This window comes from Stenotrophomonas sp. STEN023 (assembly GCF_056760135.1).
In genome coordinates, this window is the sequence record NZ_JBRREF010000090.1 from 1 (window position 1) to 17,422 (window position 17,422).

Here is a 17,422-nt window from a genome sequence, read left to right on the forward strand (position 1 = left end):
GGGGGCTCTACGGGCAATGCCCCTGCCGAGCATGGCTCGGCACCACGTTGGGGTTGGCTTGTAAGGCCCCTGCCGAGCATGGCTCGGCACTACCGGGCATCGCTGTGGATCAGCGACTGATGTAGCGCGCGAATCCCAGCCACAACGGCACTGCGTACAGCACCGCACCGAGTACGAACAAGGCGGTCAGCAGGTGCACGCGCCAGTTATTGATGCGCAGGAAAATGAGTTGCTCGATAGTGCGGCCCAGCCAGAACACGGCCATGAAAGCCAACACCACGTGCCCCAGCCGGGTATCGAGCAGTTCGCGGGTGAACGCCAGTGACAGCACGGCCATTCCCACAAACACGTAGACCAGGCGCAGGTTGAGGATCTGCATGATTGCGCGGTTGGCTGCGCTTAGCTTTGCCAGCTCGTGTTTCCAGCCGAACAAACCCCAGAACGCGAGGTGGAACAGGGCAAAGCCCAGACAGTGCAGTCCGCCAAGACGCAGCATCCATTCCGCGATCTGCATGCGTCAGCTTCCACTGCGGCTGGGACGTGGCGATACCCACATCGCGATGATGGCCTGGAAGACCTCGGTACCGGCGGCATCGGTGACGCTGACCTGCACCGGCAAGTCGTAGCCGTGGTCGGCGCTGATGATGGGCTGCTGCGGCGTCGCCACCGCCCTCAACACACCCAGCGGCTTGGCCTGGTACTTCACCTGCATGCCCTTGGGAATCCAGCGCATGTCAGCCGGCAGGCTGGCATCCACCATCACCCCGCCGACCAACTCGGCAAGATTGCACATCGCGATCGCATGCACCGTGCCGATATGGTTGCTGATGCGGCGACGCTGGCGGATCACACCTTCGCAACGGCCAGGTTCCAGTGCAGTGATGGTTGGCGAGATGCTGGCGAAGTAGGGTGCCTTGAAGCAGACAGCACGCGAGAACAGCCAGTTGCCGGCGGGCCAGCGGGTAAAACGACGGTATAGCGAGAGCAGGGGCGCAGTCATGGCGTGGTGTCCTGATATGAAAACGGCGGGCACAAGGCCCGCCGTCGGTACTGCATGTGGATTGGCTTACGCGGCCTGCTGCGGCTGCGGGCGCTGCTTGCCCGGCAGGTCGTAGTAGCCGGCCGAACGCAGTTCATGCGGCTCGAAGTCGTCCACGGTGATGGTGTCCATGGTGATCTCGCGCAGCTCTTCCAGCAGCTTGCGCTCGTCCTGGGTGATCACGCCCTCGGCCACGGCTTCGTCCAGCTGGCTGGCGAAGGTCAGCGCTTCGATGCCCTTGGTCTTCAACGCCTTGATGAACTTGCGTTCCACCGGCTCGGCCATGATCGCCTTGGACAGGTAGCTGTTGATGCGGCCACCCGGGTTGTTCTCGCACGGGGTCAGGAACACCCCCTGGGCCAGGCGGTCACGCGCTTCGCCCGGTGCCATGAGCGTGGCGGCAACGCGGCGGCTCAGGCGATCACCCGGAGCTTCGGCGCGACGGCCGAACGGGAAGATCAGTGCCCACATCAACCAGCCGATCGGACGGATCGGGAAATTGCGCAGTGCAGCCGACAGCGACTCTTCGATCTTGTGCACGCTGTCGTGGAAGGCCCAGGCCAGCAGCGGCTGGTCGGCGCTCGGTGCGCCTTCGTCGTGGTAACGCTTGAGCATGGCGCTGGTCATGTAGATGTGGCTGAGCACATCACCCAGGCGACCAGACAGCGATTCCTTGAACTTGAGCTTGCCGCCCAGGGTCATCATCGAGATGTCGGCCATCAATGCCAGGTTGGCCGAGTAACGGTCCAGCTTGCGGAAGTAGCGGCGGGTGTAAGCGTCGCCCGGGGCGGCACCGAAGCGCGCACCGGTCAGGCCGAACCACAGCGAACGCACGGCATTGGAAATGCCGAAACGGACATGGCCGAACAGCGCCTGGTCGAATTCACGCAGGCCGGCCTTGCGGTCTTCATCCTGCGCGGCCTTCATTTCCTTCAGCACCCACGGGTGGCAGAGGATGGCGCCCTGGCCGAAGATCAGCAGCGAGCGGGTCATGATGTTGGCACCTTCCACCGTGATGGCGATCGGTGCGGCCTGCCAGCTGCGGCCGGCGAAGTTGCGCGGGCCGAGGATGATGCCCTTGCCGCCGATCACGTCCATCACGTCGGAAATGACTTCGCGGCTCATGTTGGTGCAGTGGTACTTGGCGATCGCCGACGGCACCGACGGCACGTCGCCACGGTCGACCGCGGCTGCGGTGGCCTGCGACAGCGCGCTGATCTTGTAGGCCTTGCCGCCGATGCGGGCCAGCGCTTCTTCCACGCCCTCGAAGCGGCCGACCGACAGGCCGAACTGCTTGCGGATGCGTGCATAGGCACCGGTCACCACCGCACCGGCCTTGGCACCACCGGAGGCGGTGGAGGGCAGGGTGATGGAGCGGCCAACGGCCAGACACTCGTTGAGCATGTTCCAGCCCAGGCCGCGCTTCTCGGCGCCGCCGATCAGCTGGCTCATCGGGATGAAGACGTCCTTGCCGCGGATCGGGCCGTTCTGGAAGGTGGAGTTCAGCGGGAAGTGGCGGCGGCCGATTTCCACGCCATCGGTGTCACGCGGCAGCAGTGCCAGGGTGATGCCGATGTCCTTGGTGTCGCCGAGCAGGCCGTCCGGATCGTACATGCGGAAGGCCATGCCGATCAGGGTCGCGACCGGTGCCAGGGTGATGTAACGCTTGTCGAAGGTGAGCTTCAGGCCCAGCACTTCCTCGCCCTTCCACATGCCCTTGCAGACGATGCCGAAGTCGGGGATGGAGGTGGCATCGGAGCCGGCGAACGGGCCGGTCAGGCCGAAGCACGGTACTTCCTGGCCGATGGCCAGACGCGGCAGGTAGTAATCCTTCTGCTCCTGGGTGCCGTAATGATTGAGCAGTTCACCCGGACCCAGCGAGTTGGGCACGCCAACGGTGGAGCTGACCACGCTCGACACCGAGGCCAGCTTCTGGATCACCTTGTGGTGGGCCAGCGCACTGAAGCCCAGGCCGCCGTATTCCTTCGGGATGATCATGCCGAAGAACTTGTTCTTCTTGATGAACTCCCACATGTCCGGCGGCAGGTCCGCGTGCACATGGGTGATCTCGAAGTCGTTGACCATCTTGCACAGTTCTTCCACCGGGCCATCCATGAAGGCCTGTTCCTCGGCGGTCAGCTGCGGCTTGGGGTAGCTGAGCAGGATGTTCCAGTCCGGGTCGCCGGTGAACAGCTCGCCTTCAAAGCCAACCGAGCCGGTTTCCAGCGCGATGCGCTCGGTCTTGGACAGCGGTGGCAACACCTTGCGGAACACGCCCATGAACGGCGCGGTGATCAGCGGCTTGCGCAGGAACGGCAGCAGCACCGGCACGCAGATCAGCGCAACGATGGCGGCAGCAACGATGATCGCGGTCTGGTTGACGCCGGCAAACCAGCAGATGGCCAGGGCTGCAACGCTGATGATCGTCCAGACGACGAGCCGCATGCGGTGGTAGGCAACAAAGGCCGCTGCAAGCAGCAGGGCCAGGAAAGGTACGACGATGCTCATGGACGTGCTCCGGTAACGTGCTCGGTTCGGGCGGACGCTGCGGAAGGCAGTGCGTCCAGATAGTTCAACACAGCGGCGGTAAACGCGTTGTTGTCATCGCCGGCCACCATGTGGGTGGCGTGCGGCAGATGGACATGTTGCGCGTGTGGCACCAGCGCCATGAATTCTTCAACGGTCTGCGGCGAGACCAGGTCACTGCGGCCACCGCTGACCAGCAGCAGCGGGCATTGCACCTGCCGTGCGGCGTCAGCAATCACGCCCTGGTGCTGCTCGCTGTCGCGCGCCAGTTCGTCGACCAGGCGCGGGTCCCAATGCCAGTTCCAGCGGCCATCCTTGCCTGGGCGCAGCAGCGCACGCAGCGAATCTTCGCTCTTGCGCGGGCGGTGCGGCATGTAGGCGGAGATGGTATCGGCGGCGGCCTGCAGCGAGGCGAAGCCGTCCGGATGCGCGCTCATGAAGGCAAGGATGCGCTCCACACCGCTGGTTTCCCAGCGCGGGGTGATGTCCACCAGCACCATCGCCGAGAACAGGCCCGGCCAGCGCGCCTCGGCCATCAGGCCGAACAGGCCGCCCATCGAAGCGGCGACCAGCACGGGCGGGCGCGGCAGCTCGCCGGCGACCACGATCAGGTCATCGGTGAACTGATCGCCGTGATAAGGCAGATCGCCTGTATTCCAGTCCGAATCGCCATGGCCGCGCGCGTCATAGCTGAGCGTGGCGTGGCCTTCGGCGTTGAGTGTGTCTGCTGTTGCAGTCCATGCGCCACGGGTCTGGCCGAAGCCATGCGCGAACAGGATGCAGGGCTGTTTTCCGCCGGTTCTGGTCGCGCCCAGGCCAGCGCCATGCGCGCCTTCCAGACGGATGTCTTCAGGGGTAACAGAGATAGGAGTTGGCGTAACCATACCTGATGGTATGGAATGGCCTGAATGACTGTCAATACCTATGAGTATGGAAATGCTGACTGGGCAGGAGGAGGGCGCCAGGCCTGGTCATTTATTTGCCAGATTGTCCGGGTTTTTGTTGTCTACATACTGCAACCAGTCCCCGCCGTATGGTTAAATCTGCCCATGAACGATTCTTCAGTTTCCAGCACCGAGTCCCGCAGCACGCGGAACAGCCGCCTGAGCGCGGACGACTGGGCGCAAGCGGCCTTGGACCTGATCGCTGAACAGGGTGTGGGCGCGGTCGCGGTTGAGCCGCTGGCGCGTCGCCTTGGCGTGACCAAGGGCAGCTTCTATTGGCATTTCCCCTCGCGCGACGCGCTGTTGCAAGCGGCCTTGGAGCGCTGGGAAGTCGTCGAACAGCAGCAGGTTTTCGGCAGCCTGGAAGAGGTGCCCGATCCACGTACGCGGCTGCGCGCGCTGTTCCAGCTGGTCGCCCATGAGGTCACTCCGCATGTGATCTACAGCGAGCTGCTCAAGGCCCTGGACAACCCGATGGTGCGTCCGGTCATCGATCGCGTCTCGCAGCGGCGCATGGAATACCTGATTGCCTCGTTCCGCCAGGCCGGGCTGAGTTCCACTGATGCGCGCCATCGTGCCCGGCTTGCCTATGCCGCATATGTGGGCTTTCTGCAGTTGTCGCTGCAGTTGCAGCAGCCCAAGCAGGCGCGCGAAGACTTCGAGGCCTATGTCGAGCATGTGATCGAGACCTTGATTCCGAACGGCTGAGTTGTTCGAACACAAGTGACGGAGCAAGGTCGCAGTGATGCGGCCTTTTCTTTTGCAGCGAGGTGCCTGCTGCGTGCAACGACAGTCGCGAATAGCCCTGCCGTTTCCGCAGCCCCGCTCGGCGCGGGTTCGATGTTCATGCCGGGGGCCTGATCGGAATCGGTGTCCAACGACTGAGCGGGCTGGAATCTGCTCGGGGTTGTGCCGCGCCATCGCAGCATGGAAATGAAAACGGCCCGGGAAACCCGGGCCGTTCTGTTTCAACTGATCAGACTACGATCAGAAGCGCTGACGGTACTCCATGTAGTAGTAGCGCCCCGGGGTGTCGTACTGGTAGTCGAAGCTGTTGGCGAACGCCTGGGTAGCCACCGGCGGTTCCTTCGCGAACACGTTGTTCACGCCCACCGACACGGTTGCATTCCACGGCACGTTGTAGCGCGCCTGCAGGTCGTGATAGGTGGTTGCAGCCAGCTTGTTCTGCGGGTCCTTGCCGGAAGCGGTGACGCGGTTCGGATCGCTGCACAGTGATGCGACGGTTGGATACTTGCAGTTCTCAACCAGGCTGGAGAAGTAGCGGGTGGTCCAGGTCAGGCCGAAGTCGCCATAGGTCCAGTTCGCGGTCAGGTTGGAGCGGATGCGCCAGACCGGAGTGTCCTTGACGTAGGTGCCCACTTCCGAAGCATCCCAATCGGCGTCCGGGGTTGCCTTGGTGCGATAGGACGACATGTAGGTGCTGTCCCAGATGAACGAGAATGCACCGAAGCGGGTGTCCGGCAGCGAGTAGCGCATGGTCAGGTCGTAACCTTCCACTTCGGTCTCGCCCAGGTTGGCCAGGCCCATCTTCAGGTAGGTGATCTGGCCCAGTGCGTTGCGGGTCAGGCCTTCATTGACGATGTCGCACCAGCTCTGGTTGCCTTCCACATAGCACTGGTCAAGCATGTAGGTGACCTGCGGACGGCTGATCACGTTCTTGATGTTGATCTGCCACCAGTCCAGCGACACGTCGAAGCCCTTCAGGAAGCTCGGGCTGAACACCAGGCCCAAGGTCTTGGAGGTCGAGGTTTCCGGAGTCAGTTCTTGGTTGGAAACCCAATCGAACGGCCACGGGGTCTGGTCGCCGTACTTTTCGCGCTGCTTGTAGGCAGCGGAAATGCCGGCTGCGGCGCAGCGCTGGGCCACGGCGGCATTGCCAATGAACGGGCTGTCGCTGGAGCAGGGGTCGCCGTAGCCTTCGTACGAAGCGGAACCGCCACCGAACATGTTGGAGATCGACGGTGCACGGAAGCCTTCGGCCCAGTTGCCGCGGACCAGCAGGTCAGCGTACGGCTTCCACTTGAAGCCGAACTTGCTGTTCAGCGTATTGCCGAAGTTGCTGTAGTCGGAATAGCGGGTAGCCACGCTGAATTCCAGCACCTCGGCACCCGGCAGGTCCTTCAGCAGCGGGATCGCCAGTTCCAGGTACAGATCGTCCAGGCTGTAGTCACCGCTGGTCGGCTGACGGGCATTGCCCGAGCTCATGCCTGCCGAGACGAAAGCATCCGGCAGGTCGTAGCCGGATTCCTTGCGGTGCTCGTAGCCAGCAGCGAAGCCCATCATGCCGCCCGGCAGTTCGACGATGTCGCCGGCCAGGTTGGCGGTGAAGCTCTTGCTCTTGTTCTGGAACTTGTCCTTGGCGGTGAACAGGATGTAGTCCAGCATTTCCTGCGGCATGTTGCCTGCGCTGGACAGCGGGTTGAACGGCACGCAGCCTTCGATCACGGCGCCCGGGCTGCCGCACTTGACCACGCCATCGGTATCCATGAAGGACGCGCCGGTAGCCTGGTACAGGTTGGCCATGTTGACGTCGCCGACCTGGGTGTCGATCTGGTCGTTCGAGTTGTAGCTCAGGCCAGCATCCCAGTTGAAGTAACGGTCTGCAAACTGGAACGAGCCTTCCAGGCCGCCATACCAATGCAGGGTCTTGACGTCCTGCTCATAGAAACGCTCCTGTTCGACCAGGCGACGGTTCCAGTTGAGGTTGCGTGCGTCGGCAGCGCCCTTGGTCGGGTTGTAGTAGCTGTCCTTGGACAGACCCTCGGAGCCGTCCATGTAGCTGCCTGCGCTGAGCGGGAAGCCGGCCAGCTGCTGGGCCGAGTTACGCTGGTTGTACAGCGCATCGGTGCGCAGTGCGATCGAATCGGTCAGGTCATAACGGCCCTGGATGTAGATCGACTTGCGCTCCTGCGGGGTGCGCAGGTAGTTGTCAGCGGCGTAGTTGTATTTGTCGGCATTGCCATAGGTGTGGAAATTGCCCGGCAGAACGCGGCCATCGGCGCCCTTGTTGACAACCCAACGGTCGATGCCTGCACGGTCGGCGGTGGCCTTGTCCTTGCTGCCGGCGATCGAATCCCAGTAGTCCATGTCATCGGTAGGGATATCGTCGACGGTCAGGTCCCAGATGCCGCCGTCAGCGGTCTGGCCGCTGTACTGGCTCGAACCCAGGCCGTACACCGGGTCGCGCGAGATCTTGCGTGCGCCGGCCTTGACGGCCTTTTCCTTGACGTAGCTGGCGCCGAACACCAGGTTGCCGCGGTCGCTGCTGGTGCCCAGGGTCAGGTCGTAGCCTTCGCGCTCGCCGTCGCCCTTGCTGAACTGGCCGCGATACACATGGGCTTCACCGCCATTGAAATCTTCGCGGGTGATGATGTTGACCACGCCGGCGATGGCGTCCGAACCGTAGATCGAGGAGGCGCCGTCCTTCAGGACTTCGATACGCTCGACCATGGCCGACGGGATGGTGTTCAGATCGACGCTGCCATCCAGTGCGGAGACCCAGCGACGGCCGTTGACCAGCACCAGAGTGCGCGAAGAGCCGAGGTTGCGCAGGTCGACACCGGAGGAACCGTCGCCGCCGTTGTTGAACTGCGTGTTGATCGCAGCGCCGTTGGTGGCGATCTGCTGCAGAACGTCAGCGACGCTGGTGCGGCCGGTCTGCTGGATTGCTTCGCGGCTCAGGGTCAGAACCGGCTGCGAGGTTTCTGCGTCAACCGAACGGATACGGGAGCCGGTGACCTGGATGCGATCCAGGTTGGTTGCACCCTTTTCAGCGTCTTGGGCATAGGCGACACCGGTGGTGCCTGCACTTGCGACAAGCGCAAGGACAACTGCGTCACGCAGTTTGTTGGTCTTGCAAATCATTGGTTCTCTCTCTCTGCCAAGTGGACTTGGTATAGCTGGGAAGACCGCTGGCGGATCCGAAATGCGGACCCAAAACCATCGGCTTGAGACCGATAGTACTTGCGACTGCAAATAAATTAAAGATTGGTTAATGATGTTGTGAAACACACTCCAATTCAGCAAAGGGTGCTCTTGCTTGTTCCTTGAGGTGAGCACGCAGGAACGCAAAACGCCCCGATGTACGGAGCGCTGGAGGTTTCAAGCCGAAAGTTTTTTACAGGTCTTGTTCGTAACGGACGTACGGGATTGCGCCGTCGTCGTTGCTTTCGTTACGCGGTGAGAACGGGTTTTTACCGCGGGTGATCACGTTTTCCGCGCCGACCGTGAGCTGGCCGCTCCATGGCGTGCGCCAGGTGATGCCCAGGCCCAGGCCTTCCCACTTGCCGCTCTGGCCGGGGGCGTCGACAACGCGGCCGATGACATTGGCGCTGAAGGCGCCGTAGCCACCGCCAACGGTCAGGCTCTTGCTGTCCCACTGGTCAACCACCGCCGGAGCGGCGTCGGTCAACGGCACCAAGCGTGCCTTGGCGTAGGTGCCACCGATGGAGACAAAGCCTTCGCGGCCGATGTTCTTCTGCCCGAATACAGTCAGGTCGTTCTGCTCGACCCGCGCCGCGCCGCTTTTATTGCCACCCGACAACCAGGCCGGGAGCGTGTCGCGGCCAGTACCAGCGCTCACGCCGACGCGGCCACCGGGGCGGTTGAACGCGGTGGTTGCCGAGATATGACGGCCGTTGTTGCTGTCGTCGTCATCGCCGAGGCTGGCCAACATGCAATGGCTGGCAAGGCCGCCAATGCTGCTGCCGCGGCTGCTGTTGCAGAGCAGGCCGAGCGAGTCGCCCGAGGACAGGCCAAATGCCGCATCCAGCGAGCTCTGGCCAAGATTCCAGCGTGCGCCCACGTTCTGGGTGCCGGTGGGTTCCAGGTAAAGCAGGGCCTCGACCTTGCCGCTGCCGCGGTTCCAGACCGGCAGCACGGTGCTGTCCATGGCGCGCGGCTTGCTTTGCGCATGCACGCCCGTGACCACGCCAAGGGCGATCATCAGGGCAAGCGGTAGGCGCAATAAGGCGTTCATGGACTCAGTAAGACCCCGTTGGCGCCAGGAAGTTCCCGGCGCGTGAGTTCTCGATCCTATGCGGTTTATGGTTTCTTAACAAGTCTTCGCCCTCCCCAGAACGCAACTCGTTGGGCCGTTATTGCAGCCGCTCGGGAGCGGGCTGGTTAGCCGGTGTGGAACTGAACAATACGCCAAATTCTGCTAATGGGAAGTGATATTCCTGGCCGCAGAACTCGCAGCGTACTTCCACCTGGCCGGTGGGCTCGGCGGCAGCGCGCGCCTCCTCCTCGCCGAGCGACTGCAGCATGGAGCTGACCCGCTCGCGTGAACAGGAGCAGCCGAAGCACAGGGTCTTGTCGCCAACCAGCTGCGGGTTCTCCTCATGGAACAGGCGGTGCAGCAATTCGCTGCCCGGCAGGGCCAGCAGTTCGTCGCGGCCGAGCGTGTCAAACAGCGCACCAGCGCGGACCCAGCCGTCCTCATCGCCTTCGTCGCCGGGCAGTTTCTGCAGCAGCAGGCCAGCTGCATGCTCACCGTCGCTGGCCAGCAACAGGCGGGTCGGCAGCTGTTCGGAGTGACGGAAGTAGTCTTCGAACGCCTCGTCCAGGCTGTCGCCAGTCAGGGCGACCAGGCTCTGGTAGCGCTGCGGCTCGCGCGGATCCAGGCCGGGGTTTTCGATGGTGATGGCCAACAGGGCGTCGTCGCCGAGGCCTGACAGGGTGACCGGGGCATCCTCACCGTCGTTCAGCTGGACGATGCCGCGCAGGGTGCCGGCTGAGGTGCATTCACTGAACAGTGCGCGCAGGGCACTGCTGCTGCGAAGCTGAATGGACAGCCGGCCATCGACCTTGGTGTGGCCGGTAAACAGTGCCGAGGCCACGCTTGCTTCGCCCAGCAGGCGGGCGGCGGTGGCGGGATAGGTGCCGTGCGAGAGGATTTCCCGCCATGCCTGGCCCAGCCGGACGTGGACGCCGCGCACGCCGGCGGCGGGCAGAAGGAAGCGGACAAGCAGATCGGAGGTGTCGGTCATGGGGCTGAATCTACGCGAGGTGGGGTCGGTGCCGGATAATGCGCCGGACAAAGAGTCTTGCAAGGTGGATATCAATGGGGGCGGAGCAGGCCGAGCTCAAGGTGGAGCAGGGGACGGGAACAGGGCGCCGGCGGCGCTGGTTGCGGCGCTTGCTATGGGCGCCGGTGGTGTTTGTCGTGTTCAGTGTGCTGCAGGTGCTGGTGCTGCGCGTTGTCGATCCGCCGTTTTCAACGGTGATGCTGTTCCGGCAGGTGGAGGCTTTGGCCCAGGGTGACTGGAAGTTCCGCATCAGCTACCAGTGGCGTGACCTGGACGAGATGGCGCGCAGCGTGCCGATATCGCTGGTAGCGGCGGAGGATCAGCGCTTTCCTGAGCACAACGGCTTCGACCTGCAGGCAATTGAGAAGGCGCGCAAGCACAACGAGCGCGGCGGCCGCCTGCGCGGTGCCAGCACCATCAGCCAGCAGACCGCCAAGAACGTGTTCCTGTGGCAGGGCCGCAGTTGGCTGCGTAAAGGGTTGGAGGTCTGGTACACGGTGTTGATCGAGGCCTTGTGGCCCAAGCAACGCATCATCGAGATGTATGCCAACGTCGCTGAGTTTGGTGATGGCATCTACGGGGTGCAGGCGGCATCGCGCACATACTGGGGCAAGGATGCAGCGCGCTTGAGCCCTGCGGAAAGCGCCCGCCTGGCGGCGGTACTGCCGTCGCCACGGCGCTACAACGCGGCCAAGCCCGGGCCCTATGTGCAGCGCCGCGCCGCGTGGATCCAGCGGCAGGCGCGACAGTTGGGCGGGGCCGATTATGTCGACGATGGCAATTGAATGTGCGGCTCTGGGTAGACTTGCGCAATGAGCCCGCCTGAACGCCTGACCCTGCTGATCACCGCTTTCAACGAGCAGGATGCGCTGCCGCTGCTGCATCCGCGCCTATGCGCCCAGTTGCAGGCGCTGGCAGCTGATGTCGATGGCCGCATTCTGTATGTCGATGACGGCAGCAGCGATGCCACGTGGTTGGTGATGCAGGAATTGGCAGCGCAGGAGCCGCGGGTGTCTGTGCTGCGGCTGTCGCGTAATTTCGGCAAGGAGATCGCGCTGACGGCGGGGCTGGATTTCATCGAAGATGGAGCGGTGATTCTTCTTGATGCCGATGGCCAGGATCCGCCCGAGTTGATCCCGCAGTTCGTTGCCCTGTGGCAGCAAGGTTATGACGATGTCTATGGCACGCGTGTTGAGCGCGGCGGTGATGGCTGGTTGAAACGCTTAACTGCAGCGGCGTTCTACCGGGTGATGGGGCGCTTGTCGAAAACGCCGATTCCCGCCGATACAGGCGATTTTCGTCTGCTGTCAGCGCGTGCGCTGGCTGGCCTGCGGCAGCTGCGTGAGCGCCATCGTTTCATGAAGGGTCTGTTCGGCTGGGTGGGCTATAAACGCATCGCCTTGCCGTACCGGCGCGAGCCGCGCCTGGCGGGCAGCAGCAAGTTCGGTTTCTGGAAGCTGTGGAATTTCGCGTTGGAGGGCATCACCAGCTTTTCCACCGCACCATTGCGGGTGGCGACCTACCTGGGCCTGTTCACGGCTGCGGGAGCATTCGCCTTCGCTGCCTGGGTGATCGGCAAGGCGGCCCTGTATGGCGACCGGGTTGCCGGCTGGCCGACGATGATGGCGGCGATCCTGTTCCTGGGCGGCGTGCAGCTGATCGCGCTGGGGCTGATCGGCGAGTACCTCGGCCGCCTGTACATGGAGGCCAAGCAGCGGCCCTTGTACCTGGTGGATACATGGCAGCCGGCGAACGTGGCAGTATCTGCCCCATCCGCCAGCGCAGGAGAACGCCATGCAGACCGTTCGACAGTTGCTTGGGGCCAAGTCCCCTGAGATCCACGCTGTGCCGCCGGATGTGGCGGTGGTGCAGGCAATCCGCCTGATGGCCGAGAAGGGCATTGGCGCGGTGCTGGTGATGGAGGGCCGCAATCTTGTCGGCATCCTTTCCGAGCGTGACTACGCGCGCAAGATCGTCTTGATGGACCGGTCTTCGGCCAGCACGCCGGTGCGCGAGATCATGACCGCCGAGCTGGTCACTGTGGCACCGACAGTCACCGTCGAGCAATGCCTGGAACTGGTGACCAACCGACGCATCCGTCATCTGCCGGTAGTGGATGGCGATGAAGTGGTTGGCGTGATCTCGATCGGCGACCTGGTCAAGGCGGTGATCGAGGCGCAGCGCCGCGAACTGGGCCAACTGCAGCAATACATCACCGGCACCTGAGTCCGTAGGCGCTACCTGGCGTAGCGCCCGCCACACTGCACATCCTTGCCCGGCCCGGTTTCAATCGTGGCCAGCAGCGCTGCGGGTGGGGCAATGCTGGCCAAGGTCAGGGCGATCGCGCCACGCAGACCCAATGCCTTGAAGTCAGGACGGAAGGATGGATCCTTGAAGCTGCCGCCGATACGCAGCGGCGAACGCAAGACGAGGATGCTCACATCCTTGGGGCGCGGGCGCAGCAACAGATCCAATTGTTCCTGCCTGAGATTGACCGTGCCCTCACCGACAACCAGCGTGTCGGTGGTGTCGAAGGCCAATGCACGCGATTGCATGAGTCCGTTGTGCACACCGAAGTCAGCAAAGGCACAGCGCAGCGGAATCTGCTTGTCACCGGTGAACAGGAATTTCAGTGATTCTGCTACATCCAGCCCGGCCAGCTCCATCAGCAGGTTGCCGATATGGCCGCGGCCCATGCCCAGCGCGACATCGCCATTGCTGCTGCCCAGCATCGCGGCGATGGAGTTGCCGCTGCCGCTCAGGCGGAGATTGCCGCTGATGCCGCCGGAGGCCTGTTCGGCCAGTTTGGCATCCGGGAACAGCTGGCCAAGCTGGACCCCGCGCAGGCTGGCATTGAGGGTGGTGCTGATCTGCGGGCGTCGCGCATCCATGCGGATGGTGCTGCGGATGTCGCCTCCGGCCACGCCGAAGTTGAGTGGTTCCAGCCGCAGCAGGCCGTTGTCCAGCAGCAGGTGCGCGTCCATGTCGTCCAGTGGCAGTTTGGGCGCGCTGATGTGCTGTGCCTTCCAGCGCACGTCGGCGTCCATCGCGCGCAGTTTGCTCAGGTCATAGGGTTTGTCGGGCAGCAGCGTTGGTTTGTCGGCAAGTCGTGCTGCCTCGGCCTTCTGTTCGGCGTTTGCCGATTCATCGCCGCCGGTTTTCGGTGGCGCACCGATGAAGCCTGCGAGATCGTCGAAGTCCAGTCGTTTGGACAACAGGTTGGCAGTCAGTCGCGGGCGCTCGCCGGCCACATCGATCTCCACATCGCCGGCCAGGTCGCTGTCACCAACCCGCCCACTGAACTTCTCGTAGCGCCAGCGCTGGTACTCGCGCTTGAGTCGCCCATCCAGCCGGTACGGCGGCGACGAAGGAATGGCGATGCCGATCAGTGGGTAGAGGTCTTCCAGATCCTGCCCGCTGAGCTGGAACTGCAGGTCGAACACCTGGAACTGAAAGGGATTGGTCAACGTGCCGCTGGCGATGGCGTGGGTGGCGCCAGCACGGGCATCGAGATGGATGCGGAACGGGTGCGCGCTGTTGCTGAGTTCCAATGGCGATTCGGTGCCACCTTTCAGGGTGAACGCCGCACCTTGCCAGCGGCCCTTGCCTTCGATCAGCACCGGAGGTGCGGCATCGGCCTGTTTCGGCGTGCCGCTGTGCACCGTCAGGTCAACGCGGGTGCGCCCGGGTTCGTCGAGGAACTGCAGCTTGCCGTCGGTGATATGCAGGCGCTTGAGTTGCGGCGGTTCGCCGCCGCCACCGCCGAGGAAGTCCCAGTTGCCAGGCTCGCCCTTGCGCGGCGCGGTCTGCAGCAGCACATCGGGGCGGCTCAGGCGGATCTCCGGCATCTGCACGCTGCCGCGCAGCAGGGGCCAGATGCGGATATCCAGTTCGACGCGATCAGCGCTGGCCATCTGCGGCTGTTTTGCCCAGCTGGCATTGGCGAAGCGGATGTTGTCGCCACGAACGGTGGTGGTGCGGCCCAGATTCACGTCCAGGTTGCCGATCTGCAGGACGCGGCCGGTGCGGGCCTGCACGGCACGTTCCAACGGGCCTTTGAACCAGTTCCAGTCCCACAGCAGGATCAGCACGAGGATCGCGATCAGCACCGCCGCAACGGCAATGAGCCAGCGTTGGCCGCGCTTGCCGGGGCGTTGCAATCGCCAGCGCGACGCTGTTGGCGTGGCCGGGGGTGGGGAAGTAGTCACGTCCCCATCGTGGCGGGGGCCGTGTTCACGTCGCGCGAACCGCGCATTGGCGTGACGTGAACAAGGTGTAGCCAGGATGTTGCCGGGATATCCTGTTGAGCTTGCGGATCCGTTGCGCTTACAGGATCTGCGCGGTCACCGAGACGAAGTGGCAGACGCTGCCGGCAATCACGAACAGGTGCCAGATCGCGTGCGAGTAGGGCAGCTGTTCGCGGTGATAGAACACCGTGCCCAGGGTGTAGAACACGCCGCCACCGAACAGCCAGCCCAAGGTCCAGCCATCGATCGAAGCCCACATGGGCTTGATCGCGACGATGACCAGCCAGCCCATCGCGATATAGATCGCGGTCGAGAGCTTCTTGAAGCGGCCGGTGTAGAACAGCTTGAAGATGACGCCGAAGACGGCCAGCGCCCAGATCGCAGAGAACAGTCCCCAGCCCCACGGGCCACGCAGGCCGATCAGGGTGAAGGGTGTATAGGTGCCGGCGATCAGGATGTAGATCGCGCAGTGGTCGAAGATCTTCAGCCGGCCCTTGGCCACCGGGTGCTGGATGGCGTGGTAGAGGGTGGAGGCGGTGTACAGCAGCAACAGCGCGATGCCAAAGACAATCGCGCTGGCCAGTTGCCAGCCATCGCCATAGATCGCTGCCAGGGTGATGAGTACGGCACCGCCAGCCAAAGCGCTGACCGCGCCCAGACCGTGGGTGAGGGCGCTGGCGACTTCTTCGCGGATCGATGCAACGGATGCAGTCATGGGTAATGGGGGCGCGGGCTGGGGGGAGGCCCGGTGCCCGCTATCATCACCCCGAACGGCGGCGTGTGCACGCCGCCATCAGACTTAGGCGACCGAAACCGTGTGCGCGGCCTCACGTGTGGCGGAGAACCGCACGTCCGGCGCGCGTTCCTGGGCCAGCTGCAGGTTGACCCGCGTCGGTGCCAGGTAGACCAGGTGGCCGGCGGCATCGATGCTCAGGTTGCTGGCGTTCTTCTCGCGGAACTCTTCCAGCTTCTTGGCATTGCTGCAGGTCACCCAGCGTGCGGTGATCACCGAGACCGGCTCGAACACTGCTTCCACGCCGTACTCGTCCTTCAGCCGGTAAGCGGCCACGTCGAACTGCAGCACGCCGACCGCTCCCAGGATGAGGTCGTTGCTCATCAGCGGGCGGAAGAACTGGGTGGCGCCTTCTTCCGACAACTGCGCCAGGCCCTTCTGCAGCTGCTTGAGCTTGAGCGGATCCTTCAAGCGGGCGCGGCGGAACAGTTCCGGGGCAAAGTTGGGAATACCCGTGAAGGTCACCGCTTCGCCTTCGGTGAAGGTGTCACCGATGGAGATGGTGCCGTGGTTGTGGATGCCGATCACATCGCCCGGCCATGCCTCGGCAGCGATCTCGCGATCACTGGCCATGAAGGTCAGCGCGTTGGCCAGCTTCATTTCCTTGCCGGTACGCACATGGAAGGTCTTCATGCCGGCGGTGAAGCGGCCCGAACACACGCGCATGAAGGCGACACGGTCACGGTGCTGTGGATCCATGTTGGCCTGGATCTTGAACACGAAGCCGGTCAGCTTGTCTTCCTGCGGCACGATGTCGCGGCCGGTGGTGGCGCGGGTCTGCGGTGCCGGTGCGTGCTCGACGAAGAAATCCAGCAGCGGCTGTACGCCGAAGTTGTTGACGCCGGAGCCGAAGAACACCGGGGTCTGCTTGCCGGCCAGGTAGGCCTCGACGTCGAACGGGTGGCTGGCGCCCTGCACCAGTTCCAGTTCGTCGCGCAGGTCGGCCAGCATCTTCTCGCCGATCTTCTCGGCAAGGCCGGGCGAATCCAGCGACGGGAAGATGGTCGAATCCTGACGGGTGAAGTTGCGGCCCTGTTCGTACAGGTGCACTTCGCCGGTCAGCAGGTGCACCACGCCCTTCAGGCGCTGGCCCATGCCGATCGGCCAGGTGACCGGGGCGCACTGGATGCCGAGCACGGTCTCCACTTCATCCAGCAGCTCGATCGGGTCCTTGCCCTCGCGGTCGAGCTTGTTGATGAAGGTCATGATCGGGGTGTCGCGCAGGCGGCAGACTTCCATCAGCTTGATGGTGCGTTCTTCCACGCCCTTGGCCACGTCGATCACCATCAGCGCCGAGTCCACCGCGGTAAGCACGCGGTAGGTGTCCTCGCCGAAGTCGGCGTGGCCGGGGGTGTCGAGCAGGTTGATGATCTTGCCTTCGTACGGGAACTGCATCACCGAGGAAGTGACCGAGATGCCGCGTTCCTTTTCCAGCGCCATCCAGTCCGAGGTGGCGTGGCGCGCAGCCTTGCGGCCCTTGACCGAGCCGGCCATCTGGATCGCGCCCCCGAACAGCAACAGCTTTTCGGTCAGCGTGGTCTTGCCGGCGTCAGGGTGGGAAATGATGGCGAAGGTGCGGCGGCGCGCGGCTTCGGTGGCGACTTCGGACATGGCAGGGGCGCCCGCCCGGGCGCATCAGAAACGAATGAACCGGCGATTATACCTGCCACCAGCCCAGCAAGGATGACCGGCGGCAGGCGGTGGTGGGGGGGGGGGGGGGGGGGGGGGGGGGGGGGGGGGGGGGGGGGGGCGGCCCGCCGGGGGGGGCGCGCCCCCGCCCCCCCCCCCGCCCCCGCCGGCCGGGCCGAGCACCACCACCCACC

Annotated in this window: 14 protein-coding genes; 4 read left to right on the top strand and 10 right to left on the bottom strand. The window is 63.9% G+C overall.

Features of this window, described 5'->3' with window-relative positions; translation table 11 throughout:
* Positions 1-109: 109 nt before the first annotated feature.
* The 4 genes from ACVOLV_RS18830 to ACVOLV_RS18845 all read right to left on the bottom strand — a co-directional run bounded on the left by ACVOLV_RS18830 (position 110) and on the right by ACVOLV_RS18845 (position 4,449).
* On the bottom strand, positions 110-514 hold the full coding sequence (locus ACVOLV_RS18830) for a hypothetical protein (protein WP_481555697.1): 405 nt from the start codon (positions 512-514) through the stop codon (positions 110-112).
* A 3-nt stretch (positions 515-517) separates the two neighbouring features.
* Positions 518-1,000 carry a hotdog fold domain-containing protein gene (locus tag ACVOLV_RS18835; protein WP_481555698.1) on the bottom strand — a complete coding sequence of 161 codons (483 nt, stop codon included), beginning with the start codon at positions 998-1,000 and terminating at the stop codon, positions 518-520.
* Between the two features lie 66 nt (positions 1,001-1,066).
* The gene (locus ACVOLV_RS18840; RefSeq protein WP_481555699.1) at positions 1,067-3,547 is read right to left on the bottom strand and encodes an acyl-CoA dehydrogenase; all 2,481 of its coding nucleotides are present in this window, start codon (positions 3,545-3,547) and stop codon (positions 1,067-1,069) included.
* On the bottom strand, positions 3,544-4,449 hold the full coding sequence (locus ACVOLV_RS18845; protein ID WP_481555700.1) for an alpha/beta fold hydrolase: 906 nt from the start codon (positions 4,447-4,449) through the stop codon (positions 3,544-3,546). The genes ACVOLV_RS18840 and ACVOLV_RS18845 overlap by 4 nt, the downstream gene beginning before the upstream one ends.
* A 165-nt stretch (positions 4,450-4,614) precedes the next feature.
* Here ACVOLV_RS18845 and ACVOLV_RS18850 point away from each other — a divergent pair, with 165 nt between their 5' ends.
* Complete coding sequence (locus tag ACVOLV_RS18850; protein ID WP_303747121.1) at positions 4,615-5,217, top strand: TetR/AcrR family transcriptional regulator; 603 nt, start codon at positions 4,615-4,617, stop codon at positions 5,215-5,217.
* Between the two features lie 279 nt (positions 5,218-5,496).
* Here the strand turns inward: ACVOLV_RS18850 and ACVOLV_RS18855 are convergent, their stop codons facing one another.
* From ACVOLV_RS18855 to hslO, 3 genes are all read right to left on the bottom strand, one after another.
* Complete coding sequence (locus ACVOLV_RS18855; protein ID WP_481555701.1) at positions 5,497-8,394, bottom strand: TonB-dependent receptor; 2,898 nt, start codon at positions 8,392-8,394, stop codon at positions 5,497-5,499.
* A gap of 253 nt (positions 8,395-8,647) precedes the next feature.
* Positions 8,648-9,475 carry an XOO1806 family protein gene (locus ACVOLV_RS18860; protein ID WP_481555709.1) on the bottom strand — a complete coding sequence of 276 codons (828 nt, stop codon included), beginning with the start codon at positions 9,473-9,475 and terminating at the stop codon, positions 8,648-8,650.
* A gap of 151 nt (positions 9,476-9,626) precedes the next feature.
* Positions 9,627-10,520 carry an Hsp33 family molecular chaperone HslO gene (gene hslO, locus ACVOLV_RS18865; RefSeq protein WP_481555702.1) on the bottom strand — a complete coding sequence of 298 codons (894 nt, stop codon included), beginning with the start codon at positions 10,518-10,520 and terminating at the stop codon, positions 9,627-9,629.
* Positions 10,521-10,594: 74 nt separating this feature from the next.
* Here hslO and mtgA point away from each other — a divergent pair, with 74 nt between their 5' ends.
* The 3 genes from mtgA to ACVOLV_RS18880 are packed head-to-tail and all read left to right on the top strand — an operon-like array spanning position 10,595 to position 12,785.
* Positions 10,595-11,344 carry a monofunctional biosynthetic peptidoglycan transglycosylase gene (gene mtgA, locus ACVOLV_RS18870; protein WP_481555703.1) on the top strand — a complete coding sequence of 250 codons (750 nt, stop codon included), beginning with the start codon at positions 10,595-10,597 and terminating at the stop codon, positions 11,342-11,344.
* Positions 11,345-11,371: 27 nt separating this feature from the next.
* On the top strand, positions 11,372-12,394 hold the full coding sequence (locus ACVOLV_RS18875; RefSeq protein ID WP_481555704.1) for a glycosyltransferase family 2 protein: 1,023 nt from the start codon (positions 11,372-11,374) through the stop codon (positions 12,392-12,394).
* Positions 12,354-12,785, top strand: coding sequence for a CBS domain-containing protein (locus ACVOLV_RS18880; protein ID WP_481555705.1), 432 nt, complete (start codon positions 12,354-12,356; stop codon positions 12,783-12,785). The genes ACVOLV_RS18875 and ACVOLV_RS18880 overlap by 41 nt, the downstream gene beginning before the upstream one ends.
* Positions 12,786-12,796: 11 nt before the next feature.
* Here the strand turns inward: ACVOLV_RS18880 and ACVOLV_RS18885 are convergent, their stop codons facing one another.
* The 3 genes from ACVOLV_RS18885 to ACVOLV_RS18895 all read right to left on the bottom strand — a co-directional run bounded on the left by ACVOLV_RS18885 (position 12,797) and on the right by ACVOLV_RS18895 (position 17,210).
* Positions 12,797-14,767 carry an AsmA family protein gene (locus tag ACVOLV_RS18885; RefSeq protein WP_481555706.1) on the bottom strand — a complete coding sequence of 657 codons (1,971 nt, stop codon included), beginning with the start codon at positions 14,765-14,767 and terminating at the stop codon, positions 12,797-12,799.
* Positions 14,768-14,885: 118 nt separating this feature from the next.
* The gene (gene trhA, locus ACVOLV_RS18890) at positions 14,886-15,521 is read right to left on the bottom strand and encodes a PAQR family membrane homeostasis protein TrhA (protein WP_481555707.1); all 636 of its coding nucleotides are present in this window, start codon (positions 15,519-15,521) and stop codon (positions 14,886-14,888) included.
* A gap of 84 nt (positions 15,522-15,605) precedes the next feature.
* Positions 15,606-17,210 carry a peptide chain release factor 3 gene (locus tag ACVOLV_RS18895; protein WP_481555708.1) on the bottom strand — a complete coding sequence of 535 codons (1,605 nt, stop codon included), beginning with the start codon at positions 17,208-17,210 and terminating at the stop codon, positions 15,606-15,608.
* Positions 17,211-17,422: the final 212 nt, after the last annotated feature.